This is a genomic window from Pedobacter soli, from assembly GCF_900101435.1.
GTDB classification, from domain to species: domain Bacteria; phylum Bacteroidota; class Bacteroidia; order Sphingobacteriales; family Sphingobacteriaceae; genus Pedobacter; species Pedobacter soli.
In genome coordinates this window covers 542,440-567,541 of sequence record NZ_FMZH01000003.1, presented here as the reverse complement: position 1 = coordinate 567,541, position 25,102 = coordinate 542,440, and the positions used below count along the sequence as shown (strand labels likewise).

16 protein-coding genes are annotated in these 25,102 nt (G+C 41.0%); 7 read left to right on the top strand and 9 right to left on the bottom strand.

The window, feature by feature from the left end; genetic code table 11:
* Positions 1–10: 10 nt before the first annotated feature.
* Complete coding sequence (locus BLR37_RS09800) at positions 11–3,478, bottom strand: SusC/RagA family TonB-linked outer membrane protein (RefSeq protein WP_090767773.1); 3,468 nt, start codon at positions 3,476–3,478, stop codon at positions 11–13.
* A gap of 234 nt (positions 3,479–3,712) precedes the next feature.
* Here BLR37_RS09800 and BLR37_RS09795 point away from each other — a divergent pair, with 234 nt between their 5' ends.
* Positions 3,713–4,459, top strand: coding sequence for a DeoR/GlpR family DNA-binding transcription regulator (locus BLR37_RS09795; protein ID WP_090767769.1), 747 nt, complete (start codon positions 3,713–3,715; stop codon positions 4,457–4,459).
* A gap of 41 nt (positions 4,460–4,500) precedes the next feature.
* On the opposite strand, the gene BLR37_RS09790 is transcribed toward BLR37_RS09795, so the two are convergent.
* The 3 genes from BLR37_RS09790 to BLR37_RS09780 all read right to left on the bottom strand — a co-directional run bounded on the left by BLR37_RS09790 (position 4,501) and on the right by BLR37_RS09780 (position 10,253).
* Entirely contained in the window at positions 4,501–5,796 is a 1,296-nt protein-coding gene (locus BLR37_RS09790; RefSeq protein ID WP_090767767.1) for a RagB/SusD family nutrient uptake outer membrane protein, read from the bottom strand.
* Positions 5,797–5,811: 15 nt separating this feature from the next.
* Positions 5,812–8,940: a SusC/RagA family TonB-linked outer membrane protein gene (locus tag BLR37_RS09785; RefSeq protein WP_208599625.1), complete on the bottom strand. Its 3,129-nt coding sequence runs from the start codon at positions 8,938–8,940 to the stop codon at positions 5,812–5,814.
* A 116-nt stretch (positions 8,941–9,056) separates the two neighbouring features.
* A complete protein-coding gene (locus BLR37_RS09780; RefSeq protein WP_090767764.1) occupies positions 9,057–10,253 on the bottom strand; it encodes an anhydro-N-acetylmuramic acid kinase in 1,197 nt (398 codons plus the stop codon).
* 152 nt (positions 10,254–10,405) lie between these two features.
* Here BLR37_RS09780 and nagB point away from each other — a divergent pair, with 152 nt between their 5' ends.
* The 3 genes from nagB to BLR37_RS09765 all read left to right on the top strand — a co-directional run bounded on the left by nagB (position 10,406) and on the right by BLR37_RS09765 (position 14,875).
* Positions 10,406–12,331 (top strand): glucosamine-6-phosphate deaminase, encoded by a 1,926-nt coding sequence (nagB, locus tag BLR37_RS09775; RefSeq protein WP_090767761.1) that lies wholly within the window; start codon positions 10,406–10,408, stop codon positions 12,329–12,331.
* Between the two features lie 318 nt (positions 12,332–12,649).
* A complete protein-coding gene (locus BLR37_RS09770) occupies positions 12,650–13,810 on the top strand; it encodes an acyltransferase family protein (protein ID WP_090767759.1) in 1,161 nt (386 codons plus the stop codon).
* Between the two features lie 42 nt (positions 13,811–13,852).
* The gene (locus tag BLR37_RS09765) at positions 13,853–14,875 is read left to right on the top strand and encodes a LacI family DNA-binding transcriptional regulator (RefSeq protein ID WP_039477740.1); all 1,023 of its coding nucleotides are present in this window, start codon (positions 13,853–13,855) and stop codon (positions 14,873–14,875) included.
* Between the two features lie 3 nt (positions 14,876–14,878).
* On the opposite strand, the gene BLR37_RS09760 is transcribed toward BLR37_RS09765, so the two are convergent.
* A complete protein-coding gene (locus BLR37_RS09760) occupies positions 14,879–16,423 on the bottom strand; it encodes a glycoside hydrolase family 10-like protein (RefSeq protein ID WP_039477741.1) in 1,545 nt (514 codons plus the stop codon).
* 209 nt (positions 16,424–16,632) lie between these two features.
* On the opposite strand from BLR37_RS09760, the gene BLR37_RS09755 reads away from it, so the two are divergent.
* On the top strand, positions 16,633–17,535 hold the full coding sequence (locus tag BLR37_RS09755) for a hypothetical protein (protein ID WP_090767756.1): 903 nt from the start codon (positions 16,633–16,635) through the stop codon (positions 17,533–17,535).
* 31 nt (positions 17,536–17,566) lie between these two features.
* Here BLR37_RS09755 and BLR37_RS09750 read toward each other — a convergent pair whose 3' ends face one another.
* From BLR37_RS09750 to BLR37_RS09735, 4 genes are all read right to left on the bottom strand, one after another.
* On the bottom strand, positions 17,567–21,298 hold the full coding sequence (locus BLR37_RS09750; RefSeq protein ID WP_090767754.1) for a sensor histidine kinase: 3,732 nt from the start codon (positions 21,296–21,298) through the stop codon (positions 17,567–17,569).
* Positions 21,299–21,385: 87 nt separating this feature from the next.
* Positions 21,386–22,267: an ACP S-malonyltransferase gene (gene fabD, locus BLR37_RS09745; protein WP_090767751.1), complete on the bottom strand. Its 882-nt coding sequence runs from the start codon at positions 22,265–22,267 to the stop codon at positions 21,386–21,388.
* An 83-nt stretch (positions 22,268–22,350) separates the two neighbouring features.
* Positions 22,351–22,986: a GTP cyclohydrolase I FolE gene (folE, locus tag BLR37_RS09740; RefSeq protein WP_090767748.1), complete on the bottom strand. Its 636-nt coding sequence runs from the start codon at positions 22,984–22,986 to the stop codon at positions 22,351–22,353.
* 12 nt (positions 22,987–22,998) lie between these two features.
* A complete protein-coding gene (locus tag BLR37_RS09735) occupies positions 22,999–23,409 on the bottom strand; it encodes a 6-pyruvoyl trahydropterin synthase family protein (RefSeq protein ID WP_039477758.1) in 411 nt (136 codons plus the stop codon).
* Between the two features lie 112 nt (positions 23,410–23,521).
* Here BLR37_RS09735 and mqnB point away from each other — a divergent pair, with 112 nt between their 5' ends.
* Together mqnB and BLR37_RS09725 are read left to right on the top strand one after the other, a co-directional pair.
* A complete protein-coding gene (gene mqnB, locus BLR37_RS09730) occupies positions 23,522–24,145 on the top strand; it encodes a futalosine hydrolase (RefSeq protein ID WP_090767744.1) in 624 nt (207 codons plus the stop codon).
* A 40-nt stretch (positions 24,146–24,185) separates the two neighbouring features.
* Positions 24,186–25,031: a menaquinone biosynthesis family protein gene (locus tag BLR37_RS09725; RefSeq protein ID WP_090767741.1), complete on the top strand. Its 846-nt coding sequence runs from the start codon at positions 24,186–24,188 to the stop codon at positions 25,029–25,031.
* Positions 25,032–25,102: the final 71 nt, after the last annotated feature.

Here is a 25,102-nt window from a genome sequence, read left to right as displayed (position 1 = left end):
CTTCTTAATTTTAAAAATTCAACTGAACACCAAAAGAAACACTCTTAAAGGCCGGAATACCAGTTCCGGTACGCCCGCTGTTATAATTTGACTGATCCCAGATCGAATAACCACTAACACTTTCCGGATCGATCGGCAAATCGCCCAGGTGATCCCAGGTAAAGAAATTCTCCAAAGCAGTATATACCCTTAACGAACTGATACCAACCTTTTTGGTCATCATTTGCGGGAAAGTATAACCTAATGTTAAATTTTTCAATCTAATGTAAGCCATATTCAACAAATACCTATCCTGCACCTGCATATTGTTGGTGGTTCCGCTTGCTGCGTTATTATAAGCAGCAGGATAAAAAGCATCGGGTGTTTGCGGTGTCCAGTAATTACCGGCAATTGCCTCAGGCATAGCGCCATCAGCAGAGTTAAAGCCAGGAATTGCAAGAAATCCTGCACCCCAGATTTTGCGGCTTCCAACGCCCTGAAAAAATGCACTGATATCAACCCCTTTAAAATCGGCGCCTAATCTAAATCCGTACTCGTATCTCGGATTAGAATTTCCAATTACTTCTAAATCGCCATGGTTGGCCAACGTACCATCGCCATTGCTAATTTCACCATCTCCGTTTACATCAATGAATTTAACGTCGCCGGGGCCGAAACGGAAAGTTGATGAATTTTGTAGAAACGGCTGATAAACAGGCTTTTCGCCATTGGGACCAGCTTTTAGTTTATAAGCCTGTTTACCCGCATTTAATTTACTTTCTGCAGCAGTTAACGTAATTAGTATGGGTTTACCTGAGCCATCCAATTCAAAATCGCTGGTTTGGTATAACCTATCGGTACGGTAACCCCAAATTTCACCTATATCTTTACCGTTGTAGTTACTGGTAACTTGCGTTCCTGAACCATAAGCATTCAATGTTGTTTTCGCGTCAGAAATATTTCCTCTGAAATTAATTCCTAAACCATTTTTAAACCTATGGTTAAAATCAAGCGTTAACTCCCATCCCTTGGTTGACAGTGAGCCATAGTTACCTTGAGGCGCTCCGGCGCCGAAGGTTAAAGGAATACCTTCTGCAGGCACAATCATATTATTGGTGTTTCTTTTGAAAACATCGAAAGAAACATTCAATTTATTTTTAAGCATTGTTGCATCAACACCAATATTCGTCGTTACGATATCCTGCCATTGAATATTTGCTGCTACAGCCGCAGGGGTACCTACGTAATTTACTTTAGCTCCGTTGGCACCGATCCAGCTAGACTGTCCGCTAGGCATCGTAGCAATGTATAAACCATTTGGTACTGTTTGATCGCCGATTGACCCCCATGATCCCCTGAACTTTAACAGATCCAGAACAGGTTTGGTCCAGGCCATAAAACTTTCTTCACTGGCTACCCAACCAGCAGAGAAAGAAGGAAACCATCGCCACTGCAAATCAGTTGGGAATTTAGAAGAACCATCATAACGTAGGTTACCTTCTATGAGATATTTATTTTTGAATGCATAATTCACCCGACCAAAATATCCCAATTGCGCTTCCCATCTTTTATCTGATCCCGGAATACTTACCCCGCCAGGAATAATGCCCATTGCAGCAGTAGATGGTATAACTGTTTGTACTCCGGTACCAAATCTAAATTGCGGATTGATTATATCAGCCAGATTGGTAATCTGACCAAATTGCGATTCGGTAGTTGATGCCACACGGTTTAAACCTAAAATAAATTTAAAATCATGATTTTGTTTTAAATTTAAGTTGTAGGTAGTAAAGGCATTAATGGTATGGCTAAAAAAGTTTGTGGCTGTACGTGCATAATGATCTGGGCTCGAACCCGCGGTTGTATACATATCCAGCGATAAATCATAAGCAGCAATGGCACCAGGAGTTGTACTAGCAACCACCTGTCCCTGATCATTTACGTAAACAGGAGCTCCACTCGCATCCAAACGTGCTTTCGGTGCCACCCATGAGTTCCTTGCCGTAAACCTTGTACCCGGTCTTTTCCAATCTTCATTCTGATTGGTAAAGGTATAATCAAAATCTACTTTCCAGTTTTTCAGAATATTAACTGTGGAACCGAGATTCACATTAGCATAATTCAACAAAATATTAGCTGTATTTGCCGACGCTACTTCGCTTTCCGGACTTCTAATCGCATCTCCGTTCTCATCTTTTCCGAGTGGATATAAAGAACTCCATCTATAAAGGTACAGCCATGGATCGGCCGTAGTAGAGTTGGTTGTATAGGCATACTGTTTATTCCTTCGCGAATACAAAGCTCCACCGCGAATAGTTAAGTATTTATTAATTTCGCTCGAAATTTTTAAGGAGGCATTATAGCGTGTAAAGCGATCTTCCTTAGCCGGTTTTAACATCCCGCTCTGATCAAGAAGTGCAAGTCCCAGGTTATAAGATGTTTTACCAGTGGTACCACCTACAGATAAGTTATGTTGTTGAGTAGGAGCCCATTCTTTAATCATGTAATCGTACGGATCATATGTCCTAACTCCCATTTTCAGGTTTGCACCCTGCACATACCAATCCCTGCCAAAAACAGTCGGATCATCAGCACCTATGGTACTGCCATATTTTTCTTTCCAGGCTACAGCTTTCTCGTAACTTGCCCTATCCACATAGTAAAATGCCCCTACCGGTGTCGTTACACCTACACGTTCAGCCGCATCAACTGTATATTTTAAACCGTTAACATCTGCCATTTTTAATTCTTTCCAAACATTTTGGAAAGAAAAATTATTCGAATAGTTAATTGACGGCTTATCTGTTCCGGAACCTTGTTTCGTGGTAATTAAAACTACACCAAAAGCGGCCTTAGCACCATAAATAGAGGAAGCAGCCGCATCTTTCAAAATGGTAATGGAGGCAATATCGTTTGGATTTACCAATTGGATACTTGGTATTTCAACGTTATCAACCAAAATCAACGGAGAGCTTCCGCCAGCAAATGAGGCCAGTTGCCCCCTGATCTTGATAACAGGATCTGAACCAATTTCGCCACTTGGAACGGTAACACTTAAACCCGATGCAGCGCCTTGTAAGGCTCTTCCCACATCGGCAATTGGCCTGCCTTCAAGAGTTTTCTTTACATCAATTGTTGAAACAGCACCAGTTAAATTACCCTTGCGTTGTGTTCCGTAACCAACCACAACTACATCATCCAAGCCCTGAGCATCGGCCTTTAAAATTAAATTAATTGTTCTGCTGGCACCAACAGTTCGTTCGGCGGAAACATAACCAATGAACGAGAACACCAGTACATCGCCAGGGGCTGCCTTAATAGAGTAATTTCCTTCAGCATTGCTTTGCGCAACAACAGTGCTCCCTTTTACATGGATGGAGACACCAGGCATCGGCCCGTCTTCTGACGTAACCTTACCGGTAACGGTTACTTGTTGCGCAATGGCGTGAGCCAGCAACAAAAACGTACCAATAAAAAATAGTAGTAGTTTTTTTTTCATAAACTGCCTGTTTAGAGAATAAGATGAATTGTTTAGTTGTTTTTAGTTCGTTAGCAAAACACGCACAATAACGCATTTTAATGCTAATATCATAAATGTTTTGGAATAAAAAAACAATTTAACAAACTATTTACCAGCAACTAACGACATTAAATTGCAAAAACACGCAAAAACACGCAATATTTAGGAATTCTAAAAATCTTTGTTACATTCGCTCAACCAGACGAATATTTTATGCTGAAGAAAGAACGCCATGATTTCATTATGCGCCAGATTAACCTGCACAATCGCGTGCTCACCTCTGACCTGGTACAATTGCTGAACGTTTCGGAAGACACTATCAGGCGAGACCTGCAGGAACTTGTTGATTCAAACCTGTTGTATAAGGTGCATGGTGGTGCATTATCTAAATCTTACCACAGCTCTTTTGACGACAGTACGGTTTATGCCCGGGACAGCAAGATTGTAATTGCGAAAAAGGCCATTAACCTGATCAAAGATGGAATGGTAGTTTTAACGGGTGGCGGCACAACCATTCTGGAACTGGTAAAACAATTGCCTCAGGGTATTTCGGCAACATTTTTCACCATTAGCCCTCTGGTTGCGGTAGAACTGGCAAAATACAACAATGTTGAGGTGATTTTAATTGGTGGCCTGTTTTCTAAAAATTCGCAGGTTACCTACGGCGGACAGGTGATTGCCCAGCTTGCGGAGATAAAAGCCGATTTATGTTTGATGGGAACCAGCGCAATACACCCGGAAGAAGGTTTAACCGATACTTACTGGGAAATTAACCAATTGAAAAAAGCCATGCTGGCCTGTGCAAAAAGAACAGCGGTATTGTGCATTTCAGAAAAGCTGGATATTGCCCTACGGCTCAGGGTTTGCCCATTAGAAAGCATTAGTTACTTAATAACAGAGCTTGACATTAGTGATGAATCGCTTTCCCGATATCGCGAAAAGGAATTAAATATTTTATAAAAAAAGCTTCCCTGATTAAATCGGGGAAGCTTTTTTCATGATTAGAATGACGGATCGGCTGGCGTATTGGTGTTATTATCCCGTTCCGGAAAAGGGTAAGGGAAGAAATTACGTTTACGATCAGTTAATGGCTGGTTAAAGCGTCTCATATCTTCGAGTTTTAAACCCGACATAAACAGCTCGATACAACGGTGCTTATAAATGAGATTTAAAAGATCCTGCTGGTTATAAGGGCCAATTAAAGGAAGTAATCCAGCACCAACCCCAAAAGGATCCTGAGCTGGTGTTTTGGTAACTACCTTGTTTAGCTCTGCTAACGCGCTGATTAAATTGGGCGTGGCCTGACGGGCATAAGCCTCTGCTTTAATCAAGGTTACTTCTCCCGGCAGATATATCGGGAACTGTGTAAAAGTACCCGCACCAAAACCGTTAATACGTACAGTAGTATTCACTACCGTGTAAAACGGAATCCTGCCATCGCCGGCATCAGGAATGTTCGCCCCGGTTTGACCCAGGTTCAAATTTTTGGGCTGAATAACATTATTGGTGGAAGTGGCAACCTCAAAAATCGGGTTCAGATTTAAGGCATCGTATGTGAATGTCGATTTTTTAGTTAAATCAACTGTGTTTGCAGCCGTTAATGCTAATGCATAGTTGCCAGCAAATAAAGCATAGCGGGCTTTAAGCGCAACCAAAGTATTAGGAATATCTACTCCTGACGGGATATTACCTAAAAAAGATGTACTTATGGAGTTTGCCGCAATTACAGCCAGGGCATTATCAATGGTTGCTATTGCTTTATTGTAGCCATCAACGCGGCTAATAAAGGTAACATTCTGACCCGTTCCGGCTGGAACACTTTCCCAGTATTCGGATAAATTACCCAGCGCCAATGCTTTGAAAATACTTGCATAAGCGATTAAACCCGCAGCATAATTTTTATCAGCAAGATTGGCTGCATTATTAATCACGTTATCTGCATCATAAATAATTTTATTGGCTCCGGCCCAAACATTTAGCAATACCGAATTCGTACCATCTACCTGTACGCCTCCGGCCGCCAATCTTTCTTCATTGGTATTACCTGTGTTGATAGATATCAATTCGTTTGTAGTTAAGCCGTTTAAAGTAATAGATGCGTAAAGCACCCCCGCCCGTGTAGTCGAGTAATTTTTCTGTAAACCTACCGTAACACCTGTTAATCCCTTCGCAGAAGTTAATACATCACCGGCTGTTGCCGCATTAGGATTTAAGTACTCCTTTTTACAAGCGCTCGTAAAAGCCACTATTGTAAGCAGAAATGCATAACCTATATATCTTGATTTTAAATTTTTCATAACAATAGTTTTAAATTAGAATCTTGCCTGTAAACCAAAAGAGAAAGTACGCGGAATGGGCACCGAACCGAAATCGATATTTCTCAAAATTGTCGATTGACCACCAGAATTCAACTCAGGATCGTAGCCCTTATAATTATCCCATGAAACCAGGTTCCTTGCACTAACATTAAGGGTTAAGCTTTTAATAAATTTAACCTGCCCCACATTATAGCTCAAAGAAATCTCTCTCAATTTCACAAAAGATCCATCGTCTATACGCCATTCTTCAACATTGTACACGCCAGCTACATAACCTCTGGGCAATTGACCCAGTTGCTCTGCTTCGGCAACTTTTCCATTGCCCACACCCTGACGTGTCCGCCAATCTGCATTCCAGACATCACCTCCCTGAACAGCATCCAGCTGAATGTGCAAGCTTAATTTTTTGTATGTAAAATCGTTAACGAAAGACCCTGTATAATCTGGATTTGGATCGCCAATTACCTTACGGAGCACTGTTCCCGTTGGCTGCCCGCCGGCTCTTAACTCTTCGTAAGTTGTAGCTGATGTTTGGTTGCCTCGCTCTGTTTGCGGAATGCCCTGCGCATTTAGCAATAAGCTTCCATCGGCATTACGTGCAAAGAATGTTCCATAGAATACCCCTACCGGATAGCCATCGGTAATGGAAACCGGAGCGCCTGCATTTGTTGAAAGCAACCTTTGTGCGCCTGACCCCACTATTTTATTTCTGTTTCTATTGTAAATCAGCGTCGATGTCCAGGTAAAGTCTTCTGTTTTAACGGGTACCCCTGTAAGCATTAATTCGATACCCTTATTTTTTAAAGTCCCGCCGATATTGTCTAGTAAGCTCGAAAAACCAGTTGTTGGCGCAATAACAACCGGCAATAATAAATCAGTTACATTCTTATTATAGTAACTAAAAGTTAAACCCAGGCGATTGTTAAAAAAGGACATATCTGTACCAATCTCAAGCTCTTTCTGGCGCTCTGGTTTTACGCTGGTATTAGCTAGTGTTGTTAACGAAGTTAAAGATGTTTTGCTATTTAGCGCGCTTGGCGAGTAAACGTTGAAACGATCGTAAGCTCCAATTCCCGTCAAATTTCCTGACTGTCCGTAAGCAGCCCTTAATTTAAACGCGTTCCACCATGATGACAGACCAGAATTTTTCCAATAATCGGCAGATGATAATACGTAACTCACGTTGGCCTTTGGATAAAATTGCGTTCTATTGTCTTCTCCAAATACAGTAGATTGGTCTACCCTAATTGCTCCGGTAACAAACAAATGATCTTTATATTTAAAGTTTTGCTGTAAATAAGCACCACTGATTGAGAATTCCGAGCGGCTATCAACATTGGGCAAAACCGTACTTGCTCCATTTACCACCTGAACAAAAGGCGCTAATCCACGTCCGTTTAACAAGCTGTAAAGGTCTTTCTGATATTGATAAGATCCGCCAAGTTGGGTAGTAGAGCTAAACAAATCAGAAATCTTTGCATCATAGGTAAAATTTAACTCGTTATTAAACAGCGTAGTAGTTGCATTTGCCGCACTTGCGTAGCCATTTAAAGAGGGATCTAAAGTTGGCCCGCCACCATAAAAACCTGTACTTACGTTGTAAGCAAAGGGAGGAATGTAGGTTGTTCCGTTTTGGATTGAATTATCAACCCCCATGGTATAATCAATAGTTAAATTTTTAACTGGGGTAAGTTTTAATCCCGCATTGGCGATAATGCGATTGGTAAACTGGCGTTGTTTGATATCTTCGATAACAGAAACCGGATTAACGCGGCCACGTTCTCCAATGGCTTTTAAATTGCCCAATGCATCACGAGTAAATAAATCATGAAAGTTACCAATAATCGTAACCGAATTCATAGGCGAGAAAAAAGAGTTTCCATCTGGTTTTTCGTTAGCATCGCTGTGGATGTAATTAAATCCTGCAGTCATTTTTGCCCATTTATTAATGGTCTGATCCAGATTTGCCCTGAAATTCATTCTCCTGAAATTGGTATTTTTAATAATTCCCTGATTATCAAAATATCCTGCAGAAGTATAAAATTTGGTATTGTCATTTCCTCCTGAAACGGACACGGAGTTATCGGTACCTACTCCGGTTCTAAAAATGTAATCCTGATAATTATATCTGGTTACCGGAGTGGTATTGGTTAAAGTTGGGGTTAATACATCCTGAGTTTGCGCAGTGGGCCCATCAGTTGGCCCTCCAAATTTAGTAGGCGATTGATTTACTTCAATTTGTTTACGCAATTCGCTGATGGTTAAACTGGTATTGAAACTCACCTGCGGAGCGCCGGTTTTGCCTCTTTTGGTGAAAATCTGGATAACACCTGCATTCGCTCTTGATCCATAAATTGCAGCCGCTGCGGCGCCATTAAGTACCTCAATACGATCAATATCTGCAGGGCTTATATCAACCATCCGGTTCTGACCAATGCTACCAATAAAGTTTCCACCATCATAATTCGCAGAAGTATTGGTTACCCTTGTGGTAGAATTGTTTACAATTACCCCATCGATAATGTAAAGCGGTTCTGATGATGAATTAACAGAACTCACCCCTCTCAAACGAACCGAGATCCCTCCTGCCGGATCGCCCGAGTTTTGGCTGATTTGCGCTCCGGGCGTTTTACCCTGTAAAGATGCCAGGGCATTTCCGCTGGGTGCCTTGTTTAAATCGTCGCCTTTTACTGTACTTACATAACTACCGAGCTGTTTACGGGTGGTTCCCTGCGAGGTACCGGTAACAATAACTTCATCAAGGCCAACCGCATCTCCTCCCAGTTTCGCACTGAGCTGCACTTTATCGTTATCTCCTAAATCAACAGATTGCTGGCTGCTTTTATAGCCCACGAAAGAAAACTGAAGTTGATATTTTCCGGGGTTTAAATTAACCGAGAAGGAATAAGCTCCGCTTGCATCGGTACTTGTGGCCAAATTGGTGTTAAGTATTTTAACAACTGCCCCCGGAATAGGATCGTTGTTAGCTGCATCGGTAACCTTGCCGCTAATGGTGTACCGTTTGCTTTGTGCTTGTGCCATTCCTGTAAATAAGAGCAACAGAAACGGGATCATCAAAATTACGAAGAGCTTTGACAACCATTTTAGGTAACTTTTTTCCATAAAATTTGGTTTTGGGTTAGAAAGATTAGTTTAAAACAAATTAAACAAAATACCGCACAAACCAAACTTTTCAGCTACACAAACTAATTCACAATCAACCGATAATGTAAATTTAGCTAGGCAGGCAAACTGATTTTGCCCATACAAACCGCCGGTACTCCTTGCCTGTTTCCAAAATTTATGGGTTTACCGCAAAGGGTTTCGTTAGCCAAAACAGCAAATAAAACAGCTTCTTTAGCGTCGGGATTAATATTCAAATCATCAGTTGTTAAGAAATTACAAAAAGGCAGTTCGTTACGGAGCAGTTTTACCAGTAAAGGGTTGTGCATGCCACCACCACTCATGTAAACCACTGCTTTTGCTTCCTGACCAAAACACCTCCTGATGGCATCGGCTATGCTGCGTGCCGAAAAGTGACATAATGTGGCCATTACATCTTCTTTCAGTATGTCAGCGGTGTTAGATTGTTGTTGCGCCAGACTGAGGTATTCGAGATTAAACAGCTCCGGACCTGTTGTTTTTGGAAAACCCAGCTCAAAGAAACTACAATCCAATAATGCATGCAAAAGTTTTTCATTTAATTGCCCGGAAAAGCCAACTTCTGCATGTTTATCGTAAAACCGGTTGAAATATTTTTGCATGTACTGATCCATCAGCGTATTACCCGGGCCAACATCTGTCGAAAAAACGGCACTGGCATCGGTACTTCCAGGCAGGTAGGTAAAGTTGGCTATCCCCCCAATATTCAGCATTACACGGTCTTCACCAGCCTTTGAAAAGATCAGGTAATCGCCGTAAACCGCTAATGGTGCACCTTCTCCACCGGCAGCTAAATGTTTCTGCCTGAAATCCGAAAGCGTAATGATGCCCGTTTTAAGCGCAATATGATCGCCATCACCTATTTGCAAGGTTCCGTTCGGATAATCATCTAGCTGATGCAAAGATTTTGGCGCATGAAAAATAGTTTGTCCGTGGCTGGCAATAAAGTCGATGCTTTCATTATCATATCCCCACTCTTGCAGGGCTTCGTTAATTAATTGGGCATGTGTATTGGCAATGTGCTCATTCATGAGGCAAACCAATTGCAAATCGACCTCCTTTTTCGAGAAAACAGCTTTAATCTTAGCCCTGAAATCATCGGTATAATCGCCGGTTTTAAAAGCCAGTACTTTTATATCGGTATCAGGCCCGCTATGTTTAACTGAGCAGAGTGCAATATCGAGCCCATCCATAGAGGTGCCACTCATTAGCCCAATGATTAATCGTTCGGTTTTACCTGCTTTTTCGTACAACTTTTGGATCTGTGTGTTCATATTGATTATTACTTAAAAACGAACAAACGTTTGTCTGCACCATTAACTCAATTTTATAAAAATACTTGCAATAAAAGTAAATATCCTGTGTTAAAAATTGTGCACAACTCGCTATATTTACTGCTCCGTACATTAAAATCCATATAAAAAAAATGGCTAGATTAAATTTACTGGAGGAGACACGTTTCGAGAAACTACCCGTAAGCGTGTTCGAAAATCCAAAAATTGCTTCCATTAATGTAGCAAACCGCATCGCGGAGCTCATTAAATCAAAACAAGCAAACAACGCACCTGCAGTACTGGGCTTAGCAACAGGTGTTACTCCAATTGCAGTATATGCCGAACTGGTGAGACTGCACAAAGAAGAGGGTTTAAGTTTCAAAAACGTAATTACGTTCAACCTGGATGAGTATTATCCGATGGCGCCAACTGCGGCACAGAGCTACGTTACTTTCATGAACGAGAACCTTTTCGATCACATCGACATCGATAAAAAGAATGTTCACATTCCTGACGGAACACTTGCGTTGGAAGACATTCCGGCGTTTTGTTTAGACTACGAAAAGAAAATTGGTGATTTAGGTGGTCTTGATATCCAGATTCTGGGTATTGGCCGTACCGGTCACATCGGTTTTAACGAGCCGGGTTCTGCGCCAAACTCAGGTACACGGTTAGTTACACTTGATGACCTTACCCGCCGCGATGCTGCACGCGATTTCGGTGGAAAAAGCTTTGTACCTACCAAAGCCATTACCATGGGTATTGGTACCATTTTCAAAGCAAGAGAAATTATATTAATGGCCTGGAGCCGTAAAAAAGCTTCAATCATTAAAAAAGCTGTAGAAGGCGAAATTTCTGGCGAAGTACCAGCTACTTTCCTTCAGTTATCAGATCATGTTGAATTTATACTTGATGCTCCTGCAGCTTCAGATTTAACCCGTTTTGATACGCCATGGCTGGTAAAAGATTGTATCTGGACTGATAGTTTAATCCGTAAAGCAGTAATCTGGTTGGCAAATACCTTAAACAAACCAATCTTAAAATTAACTGAAGACGATTACAACAACAATGGTATGGCACAACTGGCTACCGAAAAAGGACCAGTGTACAATATCAACATCCATATTTTTAACAAATTACAACACACCATTACAGGCTGGCCAGGCGGTAAACCGAATGCAGATGATTCTCAACGTCCGGAAAGAGCAGAACCTGCTAAGAAAAGGGTTATTATCTTTTCGCCACACCCTGATGATGATGTGATTTCGATGGGTGGTACTTTTATCCGTTTGGTAGATCAGAAACACGATGTGCATGTGGCTTATCAAACTTCTGGTAACACTGCCGTTTGGGATGATGATGCACTTCGCTTTGTAGAATTCAATGTAGATTTTACAGAGAAAATGGGCATGGATAATTCGCACTTAAAGGAACTTTATAACAATATGAGAACCTTTATTGAGCAGAAAAAACCTAATCAGGTAGATACGCCTGAAATCCAAACTGTTAAAGGTTTAATCAGAAAAGGAGAAGCTATTGCAGGGGCGAGATACTGCGGCTTAGAAGACGATCACATTCACTTCCAGGCACTTCCTTTCTACGAAAGTGGTAAAGTGCAGAAAAACCCGGTAACCGATGCCGACATCGAATTAACCATGGAGCTGTTGCAAAAAGTTAAACCTCACCAGGTTTATGCGGCCGGCGATTTCGAAGATCCACATGGCACGCACATTGTTTGTTTCAACATTATTCTTGCGGCATTAAAACGCCTGCGTAAAACAGAGGCATGGGCACAGGATTGCTGGTTATGGATGTACCGTGGTGCATGGCACGAGTTCGAAACACACGAAATCGAAATGGCTGTTCCAATTTCTCCGCAAGAGCTTGAACGCAAAAAATACGCTATTTTCAAGCACCAGAGCCAAAAAGACAGAGCTGTTTTCCCTGGCGATGACTCAAGAGAATTCTGGCAACGTGCAGAAGACCGTAACCGCGAAACAGCTAAGGCTTACGATAATTTAGGTCTCGCAGAATACGAAGCGATGGAAGCTTTTGTACGCTGGAAATTTGAAGATTAGTTTTAGTATAACCGATATCAATCCTGCTTTGTTAGCTCAAAGCAGGATTTTTTTTAGATTTCCTCCGAAGTCTGAAGAGGCAACAGCCCTCCCCTGCAAGTCACCCTTAAAAGAAGACCGTCATCTCGACTGAAACGCAGTGGAACGCCCGCCTGCTTCGGGCAGGGAGAGATCCACCTCGGCAGATTTCTCGACTGCGCTACGCTCCGCTCGAAATGACGTTGCTGCACACTGCCCCTGGCTAAACTTCGTGAGCAAGTTATTTCTCTTTATAAAAACAATACTCTAAATTAGTTAGCTGAACCAAACCAACTAACCATGACCGAAACTAAACCAAGATTGCTTTCACTCGATTTTTTTAGAGGATTAACGGTAGCTGCCATGATTTTAGTAAACAATCCGGGTAGTTGGGGGCACATTTATGCGCCTTTAGAGCATGCCGAATGGAATGGATGCACGCCAACAGATCTGATCTTCCCGTTTTTCCTGTGGATTGTTGGGGTATCAATTGCCTTTGCCATGAGCAGCAGTAAAGCAAATCCGGCTACACATCAAAAAACGATTATTAAAGCTATTAAAAGAGGTTTGACCCTATACCTGTTAGGGTTCTTTTTGGCTATTTTCGGAAAAATCATCAGTGCAATTACTACAGAAAGTACGCTTCTTGAAGCTTTTCAAACGGTTAGGCTATTAGGTGTTTTGCAAAGAATTGGCATTGTTTTTATCATCAGCAGCATCATTTTCCTAAAAGCTTCTGAAAAAACAATATTTAAAACATTAATTGTTATTCTGGCTGTTTACTGGGCTTTAATGACCTTTATACCTGTGCCAGGCGTGGGCTATCCGAACCTGGAAAAAGAAACCAACTTAGCCGCCTGGATAGACAGGGGGATTTTAACCGAAGCGCACACCTGGGCTTCATCAAAAACATGGGATCCGGAAGGAATTTTAAGTACTTTACCAGCCGTTGGCACCTGCCTGTTTGGTATTCTGGTTGGGGTTTGGATGCGCCGAAAAGATGTAGATAACGCCACAAAAGTAGCCTGGCTTTTTACAGCAGGTATAACGGCTGTTATACTTGGTCTGCTTTGGGATTTACAATTCCCGATTAACAAAGCACTTTGGACAAGTTCTTATGTGCTTTATGCCGGGGGATTGGCCAGTATAGGCCTTGCGCTATGTTACTGGATTATTGATGTACAGGGCTACAAGAAATTTACAACCCCGTTTGTGGTGTATGGTGTAAATGCCATTACTGTTTTCTTTTTGGCGGGCTTAATGCCCAGGGTATTAAATCTTGTACAGGTTACTAAACCCGACGGAACAAAAACCGGATTATTGGTTAGGTTTTATGAAATTTGCTACACGCCGTTTTTTAGCCCGATAAATGCTTCATTGGTTTGGGCCATTACCTATGTTCTTGGTTTCTATGTATTATTATATTTCATGTACAAGAAGAACATTATTATTAAGGTTTAGTATTTTTATAACCTATTATTAAATCGACCTCCCATCAAAAATTTGAAAAAGAAAACCACCATATACGACATTGCAAAGGAGTTGAATGTTACGGTATCTACCGTTTCGAGGGCATTGAGTGGCTTTCCGGCCATAAGCGATACCACAAGAAAAGCAGTGGTTGATATGGCCAGGAAATTAAACTATAGCCCAAACAAGCTCGCATCGGCATTAAAATCGGGCAAAACACACATTATCGGGGTTATTGTTCCAAGTGTACAGGCCCATTTTTTTGCTTCCATTATCCATTGCATAGAAGATGGCTTAAAAGATAGCGGATACCGCGTAATTATCTATCAGTCTAACGAATCTGTAGAGAATGAAATAAATGGTGTAAAAACTTTACTAGAAGCACAGGTTGATGGAATTATGGCTTCCCTATCGCTGGAAACACAAGATGTAAGCCACTTTGCAGAAATTGTGAAACAAAATAAGCCCTTAATTTTATTCGATAGGGTAAATGCAGATTTAAAGGTGCCCACCATTACCCTCGATGATTTTAGGGCAGGTTATATTGCCACGCAACATTTAATTGATAGTGGCTACAGAAAAATAGCTTTTGTAACCACCGTACACCAGATCAAGATTTTCAACGATCGTTTGGAAGGCTACAAAGCGGCACTTGCAGACAATGGTCTACCATTAATAGAAGAACACATCATTTTTGGGGGCCTGTCTATCAAAGATGGCCGTTTCGGGGCTGGTAAACTGATGCGCGGCCGCAATAAACCCGACGCCATTATTGCCGGCGATGATTTTACAGCTGTAGGGGTTATTAAAAAGCTCAAAGAAATTGACGAAACACCGCCCGAAATTGGCGTAATTGGCTTTGCCAATGAAGCTTTTTCAGCCTACATCACCCCTAATCTATCCACCATCGATCAACATGCGCCACAAATTGGCAAAGCATGTGCTAAGATGTTTCTGAAAATGATTAACCAGCAAAATCCTTACTCCGGTATGGAACATATTGTGCTCGACCCCACTGTTGTAGAAAGAGAATCGACCAATAAAAAGGCTCTTTAGCCCTTATTCTTTCGCCAGCGGCACTTCTACACCAACAGGGCCGCTAGGCTCACTTTCATTTTTTAAGCGGTCTAAGGCGGTTACCAGATAGCTATAGCGCTTGCCGCTTTCTACGCTTGTATCAATAAAGGATAGGTAATCTTCGAAACTTATTTTGACAATGTTTTTAGGATCAAGGACCGAAATTTTCTCGCCCTCGTTAAAGCGGTAGACTACAAAACCCGAAGCGGTTTCTCCATCTTTGGCTTTCAGCGGAAGTTGCCATTTCAGGTGCACCCCGTCTTTCATGGCATCGGCAGTTAAAGCCTGTGGTTCGTTTGGCGGTACTTCATCCAGCCATGGCATTTGTGGTGGCAAAGCCGGGTACTTATAAAAATCGTTTTTTAGCGAATCGCCAACTGCTTTTGCTACCGTACTCAAAGATTTTGAGCTGAAGAAAACGCTTCCCTGAATCCGGTTGTTATCTCTCAGATATCTGATCTGGTTAGGAATTTCGCTCATGTTCCTCCAGGCAGCCTCTGCCCTCGAGTTGACCAGATAAGCGCCCTGACCAATATAAACATGCCTGCCGTAAGTATTATTGCTCCACCAATCAACCAAAACACCATAAGGCGCAACCCTTCTGGTAAACGTAAAATAAATCTGGGGGTTAATGTAATCTACCCAACCTTCTTTTACCCATTTACGGCTATCGGCAAAAAGTTCGGCATAATTAGATAAACCACTGGTTGCAGAACCTTCAGGGTCTTCATTTTTATTTTTCCAGATCCCGAAGGGGCTGATTCCGAATTTAACCCACTTTTTATAGTGGTGAATACTATCATCAAGCTGTTTAATCAGCAAATCGACATTATTCCGTCTCCAGTCTTTAATATCAGAGAAATTGTTGGGGTATTTATAAAAAGTATTGCCATCGTTAATGGTTTGGCCTTCTACCTTGTAGGGATAAAAATAATCGTCGAAATGGATGCCGTCGATATCGTAGCCTTTTACAACATCCAGAATTACCTGCACAATATATTCCCTAACTTCCGGAATACCCGGATCGAATTGTTTTTTACCACCATAAGTAAAAAACCAATCGGGATGCTGGCGATAAGCATGGTTTTCGCTCAACACCGCAGTACTACTCATGCTGGCCCGGTAAGGGTTAAACCAGGCATGTAATTCCATCCCTCTAAAATGCGCTTCTTTAATGGCAAAAGCCAGGGGATCGTAACCAGCAGCTGGTGCCAGACCTTGTTTACCCATTAACCATTGGCTCCAGGGTTCTCTCGATTTTGCGTAAAAAGCATCGGCAGCCGGCCTTACCTGCAAAATAATGGCATTCATGCCCTGACTTTTATGGCGTTCAAGAATACCGATAAGTTCCTGTTTTTGCTGATCGACAGTGAGACCAGGCTTGGAAGGCCAGTCTATATTGGTAACGGTTGCCACCCACACTCCCCTAAACTCCCTTTTTGGTGCAATTTTTGATAATGGTTGTGCATTTAATATATATGGTAATACAGTTAAGGATAAAAGTGCGTATAGGAAGTTTTTAAGCATTATTTCTATCTTATTTTTTTATTCAGGTTGTGTGTTTGTGTTGATTTGAGTACAAATGAACATTAGCAAGTAAACGATTTTTTTTAAAAACTCTTATAAGTTTATTAAAAATTTTAATTTGCGCCTCCTAAAAATTAATTGTGTACCCCCCCATTTACCTATGGAGAACAAAAGTATATTAATTTATAGAAGATACAGCGTTATTAAAAATGGAATCACAAAAAGTTAATAAAGGTGATAGGAACAAAATTTACTTTCTGGTAATTGTTATAGCGGCTTTAATTGGTACAAATGCTTATTTGTTTCTTAAAGACCGAAAGCAGAGCGAAAGGTTTGTTACCGTAAGTACGGAGAAGGACAAACTGCGGCTTGAGGTCGAAAAAATTGAAGTGGAGTTAGATAAGGTTAATGCGCTTAATTTAGATTTAAACGAAAAGCTGGTTGAAGAACAGAAAGACGCGCGCAAAAAAATCGATGCACTTAAACTGGCCCTGGAGAAAAACCAGATTACCCAGGTTGAGCTCGATAAGGCAAATGCGCAGATTAATGAGTTGAAAACCTTTGTTAAGAATTACAGCGATCAGATTATCCAGCTGCAAAAAGACAATATCCTTTTAAAGAACAGCCGCGATAGCCTGGAGAATACCTTAAGAAACATCAGCAACAAAGCGTCGAACCTCGAAAGTGAGAACAGCAACCTCAATGCAAAAGTTAAAACTGCTGCTGTGCTAAAGCTTCAATCGGCCGAAATTATAGCCTTCAGAACTAAATCGAGCGGAAAAAAAGTAGAAGTAACCAGATCGTCTACAGCCGAAAAATTAAGCGTACGCTTTACCATTATCCCAAACCAACTGGCCGAAAAAGGGCATCATAACATTTACCTCAGGGTATTTGATCCGGCAGGAAACCTATTGGCTGATGAAGGCAACCACTTCGAAGCCGACGGACAGGACATGCAGTACAGCCACTCTATTTTTATCAATTACAATAACGATGACAGCACCTATGTTATCGACTGGGCAAACCCAAAGCCCTTTATAAAAGGTATTTATACCGTAATCTTATATGCTGATGGCAATACCATGGGGAAAGCCCAGGTAGAACTTCGGTAAAATCACATTAACGCTTCTTTCTCATACTTAGCTAAGCCAAAGGGAAATTCAGATAAAACGTAGTTCCAAGACCGCTTACCGAAGTAAATTTAACCGTACCACCCGCGTTTTCTACGGCCTGTTTAACAAAAGCCAGCCCTAAGCCTGTACCCGATGATTTTGTGGTAAAGTTGGGCACAAAGATCTTATCCTGTAAAGATGGAGGTATACCCTTTCCGTTATCTTTTATTTCGATATAGGCATTTTTTGCATCCATATACACAACAATGGTTATACAGCACAAAGTATCTTCGTCAATAGCCTCAATGGCATTTTTAAGCAGGTTATTAAAAGTGCGGAGCAACTGATCGTGATCGGCCATGATTTCAATCTCGCGGTCGCTTTTGTTTATCACATCGATGGTTACGTTTTCGGTGCTTTTAAACACTTCTCTGGCCTGTTCAATAATGGGTAGCAGCAACAGCCGTTCTAAATTCGTATCGGGCATTTTGGCAAAATTCGAGAATTCTGAAGCGATTTTTGAAAGACTATCAATCTGTTCGATAAACGATTTGCTGAATTTATTAAACTTCAGTTCAAAGTTCGGATCTTTTTCCTTCCACGATTTTTCGAGTAACTGCACCCCCAATTTGAGCGGGGTTAACGGATTTTTGATTTCGTGTGCTACCTGTTTGGCCATTTCGCGCCAGGCACTTTCGCGCTCAGAACGGGCCAGCTTAAGGGCACTATCCTCCAAAGCCGCAATCATGCTGTTGTATTCTTTAATTAACGACCCAATTTCATCGTGCCGGCGCCATACAATCGGCTCGTTACGTTGCCCTATTTTTGTTCTGCTGATACTTTCCTGAATAAAGGTTAAAGGACTTGTAATCTGGTTGGCCAAAAAGATGGCCAATACCCCGATAGCAACGAAAACAAGCGCATAAATATTGATCAGGTTACTTACAAAAAGGGCTATTTTATCGCTATATTCTTCTTCGTTTGAATAATTGGGCAAACCTAAATAAGCTATTGTTTTATTTTGCGCATTCCTAACCGGAGCATAAGCCGCTGCGTAAGTTAAATTCCCTATTTTCTCGTCGAGATTGATAAATTCCGAGCGGCGCAGGCCATTTAAAGCAATATAAGCCAGTGGTCCCATTTTCCGTCCAATAATTTTATAGCTATACAGCTTCGGATAGGTGGTCATGGTGAGGTTACCACTCAAATCATATAAGTTCAAGTCGGCATTGTTTATATCGGCGAAATTGTTAAAATCCGCAGCAGCATTCTCATCGTTCGAAATCATTCCATTGCTAAAAACCTGCTTTTCGAAATTCTGCTGCACTTTCCTGATCTTATCTTTCAATATGGCATCCTGCTGGCCGCGGTATTCTTTATCCATGTAGTAATAGGTTACCCAGCCTACAATTACTAAGGTGGCCACTACCGAGAGCACAATTACCACCTGAATACGCGTTTTATACAAAATTTTATTGGCATTGATCATTAACGAGCGATTAATGCTAAACCAGCCAACCTTATCGTCATCGAGGTTTTTAATCAGCCATATTAAGCCGTAAAGCAGTAAAGAGAAGATAATAAATACCAGAAAAAAGAAAGATAATGCGGCTAACCGCTCTACATAATCTACCTTGGCTTTACTGATGATTACCATTTTACTCGCCGAAGGCTTATAAATAAGGTGGCTATAGTGCAGGCTATCATCGCTGAGCGTAACAAAATCATCCTTTTTCCCTTTAAACACGCTGCCATCTAAAGGAAAAGTATAATTACCAGATTGGTTAAGCAGTTTATCATTGCTGTAAAAGGCAATAGAATAACCCCTGAAATCTTCGTCTTTTGCCTGCTTTTGATCGCCCAAAAGATCAGGTAGCCTGTTATTGTAATTGTAAGGCTTGGACCGGAGCTCGATAATGAGGGTACCGAGTAAATTCCCATTATCAACTACCGAAATAATTCCGAAATAATCCTGATAGCCAAAAGTATTATTTACCTGATAAAAGAAGTTGGAACCATCGATTTTTACCGAACCGGCTTCAACCAGATTTTTATATTTATCAATTGGCGGACTATCGGCATTGCCCATTGCCGTACCTAACCTGTCGTACGGATAAATTTGCGAATCATAGCGACTTAAATAACCATCGAGATAATCTTTAAGGTGATTTTTAAGTACGGCGTAATTGGCCGTTTTATTTTGATTAAAATACCGGGCCAGAAAATCGTCTTTAGCAATATCATTGCCCAGTGTGCCCAAGGCTAAAATGGCATTCAGATCTTCTGACGATTGTATTTTCCGCGCCATCGGTTCGCGCAGGTTCCGCTCTTTAATGTCTTTAAAACGGGTGTATTTAATAGAGGTATTAAAAGCCAGGCAGAAAAAAACAATGGCAAACATGCCAATTGAAAAATTACTTTCCTTTAAATACACCGCTCTGGCTACGATAAACAAAACGAGGGCAAAAACGATGAAAAAAGCATTGAAATCAACAAACAGCTTATAAATAAACACGCCTGTAAACCCGATCAGAAAAATAATAATCCTTTCTCTGTTGGTAACGTTTAACTGGCTGCTTACCGTTGCCGAAATTACGGTAATGAGGTAAATCTGGAACCAGGCGAGGCACAAAATTACAATCCCCACCCAGCTGGTACCGCTAAGTTTTAAAATATTTACAATATCGAAGTTAATGCGGGAGTTAAAGATCAGCCCGAAAAAGATATCGTCTGTATCCCAAACAATCTTACCAATAAACACCATTAAGGCTGCCTGAATAAACAAACCGACAAATTTATTTCGCTTAATCCATCCCGGAAACTGGTATTGTGCTTTGTGATTGTACATAAACAAAAGCAACCAGGTAATGGCGATTACGTTGAGTAAAAAATCGCCAAGTGAGGGCATTAAAAAGCTATCGGCATAAATTTTAGGATCAAAAAGATCCAATGTAAAGCGGTGGTTAAACCAGCCGAAGTATAGATCAGTTAAGCGAAAGGCCAGAAAGAAAAACAGCAATAAAAAAGTACCCCAGGCAATATGTCCGCGCCTTGCAATAAACGAGCATAGCGAATTAAAAAACATGCAGATACACAGCATTCCAGCCACAAAAAGCCAAAGCTGAATGCCGGAGAAATAGGTATCGGCATAGCCGGGTTTAACCTTTAGACCGAATAGAAATTTATTATCGAGACTCTTTATCGTGTAAACATCTTTATCGGTAAAAGAAGCAAAGGTTAAAATCCTGGTTTTGGATAACAGCGGGTCTATATCGTTTTTAAAATACTGCGTTTCTTTAAAAGGATACTGGGACTGAATGGAGATGAGAAAAATAAAACTAAAATTACCCTGTACACTTTTAATCACTTCGTACCATCCGTTTGAAAAGAACAGCACCGAACTTCCTTCTTTTATAGCAGAGGGATCTATTTCTGAAACTTTATAGGTGCTCCAGAATTTAAGCTCATCATTTTGATAGGTAAATAAATTAATGCCATTTTGCTTGCGATAGGTTTCGATAAAATTGGTGGCATCTTGCGGATTTAGATGAAATTGTTTGGCTTTAGCAACCTCTTTCTTATTGGCTAAAAAACTTTCAACAGATCTTTCTTTAGCCAAGAGGTTTTGCTGGATCTCGTTGGCATCATGATCAAGCAATTCGCTTTTGGTGGTAAAACGGCTTAAAGAAATGGAAGTTGCTATGAGACAACAGCCCAAAACAAGCAATAGAAATCTTATTTTTACACCAAAGCTTAGTTTCATCTACGGATAAAGATATTTAAATATTGGTAAAAAACAACGCCATAAACTTTGGTTTATGGCGCTGGTATTATATTTAAGGAAATAAAATTAAGCGATTACAGCACTACTGGTTTGTACTTCACGACTTACTTTTTTAACCAATCCCTGCAATACATTGCCCGGACCAACCTCAACAAATTCGGTTGCCCCATCGGCAAGCATATTGCCTACCGTCTGTGTCCAACGTACAGCACCGGTTAATTGTTTAATTAAATTGGCTTTTATTTCTGCAGGGTCAGTGTAAGGCTTTGCATCAACATTTTGATAAACCGGGCAAACCGGTGCAGCAATGTTAGTCGCTTCAATAGCTGCCTGTAATTCAATCTTTGCAGGTTCCATTAATGGCGAGTGGAAAGCACCACCTACGTTTAATTTCAATGCCCTTTTTGCTCCGGCCTCAGTTAATTTGGCACAAGCCAGATCAATACCCTCAATACTACCAGAGATTACCAATTGCCCCGGGCAGTTATAATTTGCCGGCACTACAACAGCATCAATATCTGCGCAGATTTGCTCTACAACCTCATCAGCCAAACCTAAAATAGCAGCCATGGTTGATGGTTGTGCTTCGCAGGCTTTCTGCATGGCATTTGCACGTGCAATAACCAATTTCAAGCCATCTTCGAAACTTAATGCATTTGCTGCTACTAAAGCCGAAAATTCGCCTAAAGAGTGCCCAGCAACCATATCGGGTTTAAAATCGGCTCCTAAAACTTTAGCTAAAATCACCGAATGCAAAAAGATTGCAGGCTGCGTTACCTTAGTTTGTTTCAATTCTTCATCAGTTCCGCTAAACATGATATCGCTAATGCGGAAACCAATAATTTCGTTAGCTTTTTCAAATAATGCTGCAGCTTCCGGGTTTTCGTAAAGGTCTTTACCCATACCTACAAACTGTGCGCCCTGTCCGGGAAAAATATATGCTTTCATACCCCTTAATCCCCTATAGGGGAAATTAAATATTTAGTTAAAATTATTACTATTAAATCCTGCCCCCTCAAGGGGGAAGGGGGTTAATCTAAACTTGCCGTAATTAACCTTAAAAACTCTGCTCTTGTTTTATCGTTACTTAAAAAGGTACCGGTAAAGGCCGAGGTTGTGGTTACCGAATTCTGTTTTTGTACCCCGCGCATAGCCATACATAAGTGCCTGCATTCCATTACTACCGCAACTCCCATTGGGCTTAAGGTATTTTGAATACAATCCCTGATTTCGTTGGTTAAACGCTCCTGTACCTGCAAACGACGCGCAAAAGCATCAACCACACGTGGAATTTTGCTTAAACCTACAATATGTCCGTTCGGGATATAGGCAATATGAGCCTTACCAAAAAACGGCAACATGTGGTGTTCGCACATCGAATATACTTCAATATCTTTAACTACAACCATTTGGCTATAGTCTTCTTCAAACATAGCCGATCTTAAAATTTCATCAGGTTTTAAATCGTAGCCATGTGTTAAATATTGCAATGCTTTGGCCACACGCTCAGGAGTTTTTAATAAACCTTCGCGCTCAGGATTTTCGCCCAATTGCCCTAAAATATCTTTGTAGTGTGTAGCTACGGCTTCTATTTTATCGTCGTTATAACGGTCTATTTTTACATACCCATCTATCGACTCGCCTTTTAATACGTCTTTATCGCTCATTAATGTAGGTTTTTAGCCAAAATATTCAACATAATTGTTTTCAGTTTCGTAGATTTTTACGCAATGTAAAATTGCACCACTTTCTGCAATTGGTGCCCACAACTGTTTCCAGATTTCGATAGCCAGATTTTCGGTCGAGGCCAGTTTGCCTTTCATAAAATCGACATCGAGGTTTAAATTTTTATGATCTACCTTATCTACAACATAATTATTCATTACATCTTTTAACCATTTCAGGTCGACAAGGAAACCAGTTTCGGGGTTAACTTCGCCTTTAACGGTAACATATAACCAATAGTTATGGCCGTGCCAGTTTGGATTGGCGCATTTGCCATAAACCTCACTATTTTTATCATCATCCCAATCGGTTCGGGCCAGCTTATGCGCTGCGTTAAATGATGCTTTTCTCGTTATGTAAATCATTACTATAAAATAAACCGCAAATATACAGATAAAGGTTCAAGCTTAAAGACTAAAGACCAAAGCTTACATAAAACCTGAAACTTTAATGAAAACAATCTGCTAACTTTACTTTATGAAAACTTTAGTTGTTGCAGCCACAAAGGCCGAACTTTCTTTTTTTTACCAGCATTTTAATTTGCCTGAAGGTGATTTTGTAGAAAGCAAAAATTTCGATTTGCTCATTACCGGAGTAGGTATGGTAGCAACAGCTTTTGCTTTGGGCAGGCACCTCTCGCATAAATATAACCTGGTGGTAAATTTTGGTATTGCAGGCTGTTTTGACCGCAATATTGCCCTGGGTACGGTATTAAACATTACCGAAGATACCTTTGCCGAATTGGGTGCCGAGAATGGCGACGATTTTTTAACCATTACCGACCTGGGCTTCGGCGATAACCATTACACCGCCCGAAGCCAGCACCAATTAGATTTACCCCAGGCAAAAGGCATTACCATGAACTGTGTAACCGGAAGTGAAAAAAGCATTAAAAACCTGGTTAAAAGGCTAAACCCCACAACTGAAAGTATGGAAGGCGCAGCTGTTTTTTATGCCTGCAAACAGTTTCATATCGATTGCCTGCAAATCAGAAGTGTATCTAACTATGTAGAGCCCCGAAACAAAGACAACTGGCAAATAGGCCTTTCTATTAAAAACCTGAACGACTGGGCCATTGCTTTTATTGGAGAAATGAACTGAGCATGACGGATTAATTTACCACAGTAGTTAATTTTGAGCTATGAAACTTACCCTTGGCTTTTCGCCCTGCCCTAACGATACTTTTATTTTCGATGCATTAATTCACCATAAAATTGATACTGAAGGTTTAGAATTTGAGGTTTATTACGATGATGTTGAAACACTAAACCAGAAAGCACTGCGCGGCGAATTAAATATTACCAAATTAAGTTTTCATGCTTTTGCTTATGTTGCTAACCAATATGCCCTGCTCGATGCAGGTAGCGCCCTTGGCTTTGGTGTTGGCCCGTTGTTGATCAGCAAGAATGATTTTGATAGCGAAGCCACCCAACTCCGTACTCCAAACTCCGGACTTAAAATCGGTATACCGGGCAAATACACCACGGCAAATTTTCTGTTGGGTATTGCCTATCCTGAATTGCAAAACAAGCAGGAACTAGTATTTTCTGAAATCGAATCGGCTTTACTGGAAGAAAAGATTGATTTAGGCCTGATTATACACGAAAACCGATTTACCTATCAGGATAAAGGCTTAAACAAAATTGTAGACCTTGGCGATTACTGGGAAAAACTAACCGGTTGTGCTATCCCGCTGGGTGGTATTGTAATTAACCGTAATCTCGATCGCGAGGTACAATTAAAAGTTAACCGCTTAATCAGGCAGTCGGTTGAATACGCTTTTGCCCATCCAAAATCGAGTATTGACTTTATTCGCCAGCATGCGCAGGCCATGGAAGAAAGTGTAATGTACAAGCACATTGAACTTTACGTAAACAAATATAGCATTAACCTGGGCGAAGAAGGCCGTAAAGCGGTTGATACCTTGTTTAAACTCGCTCAGGAAAGAGGCATTATTCCAGCCATTCAAGAAAACTTATATTTATAGGCTGGAAGATTGAAATGTTTGATGTTGGAAAGTTCGACCTGAACATTCCAACCTTATAACGTTACAACATT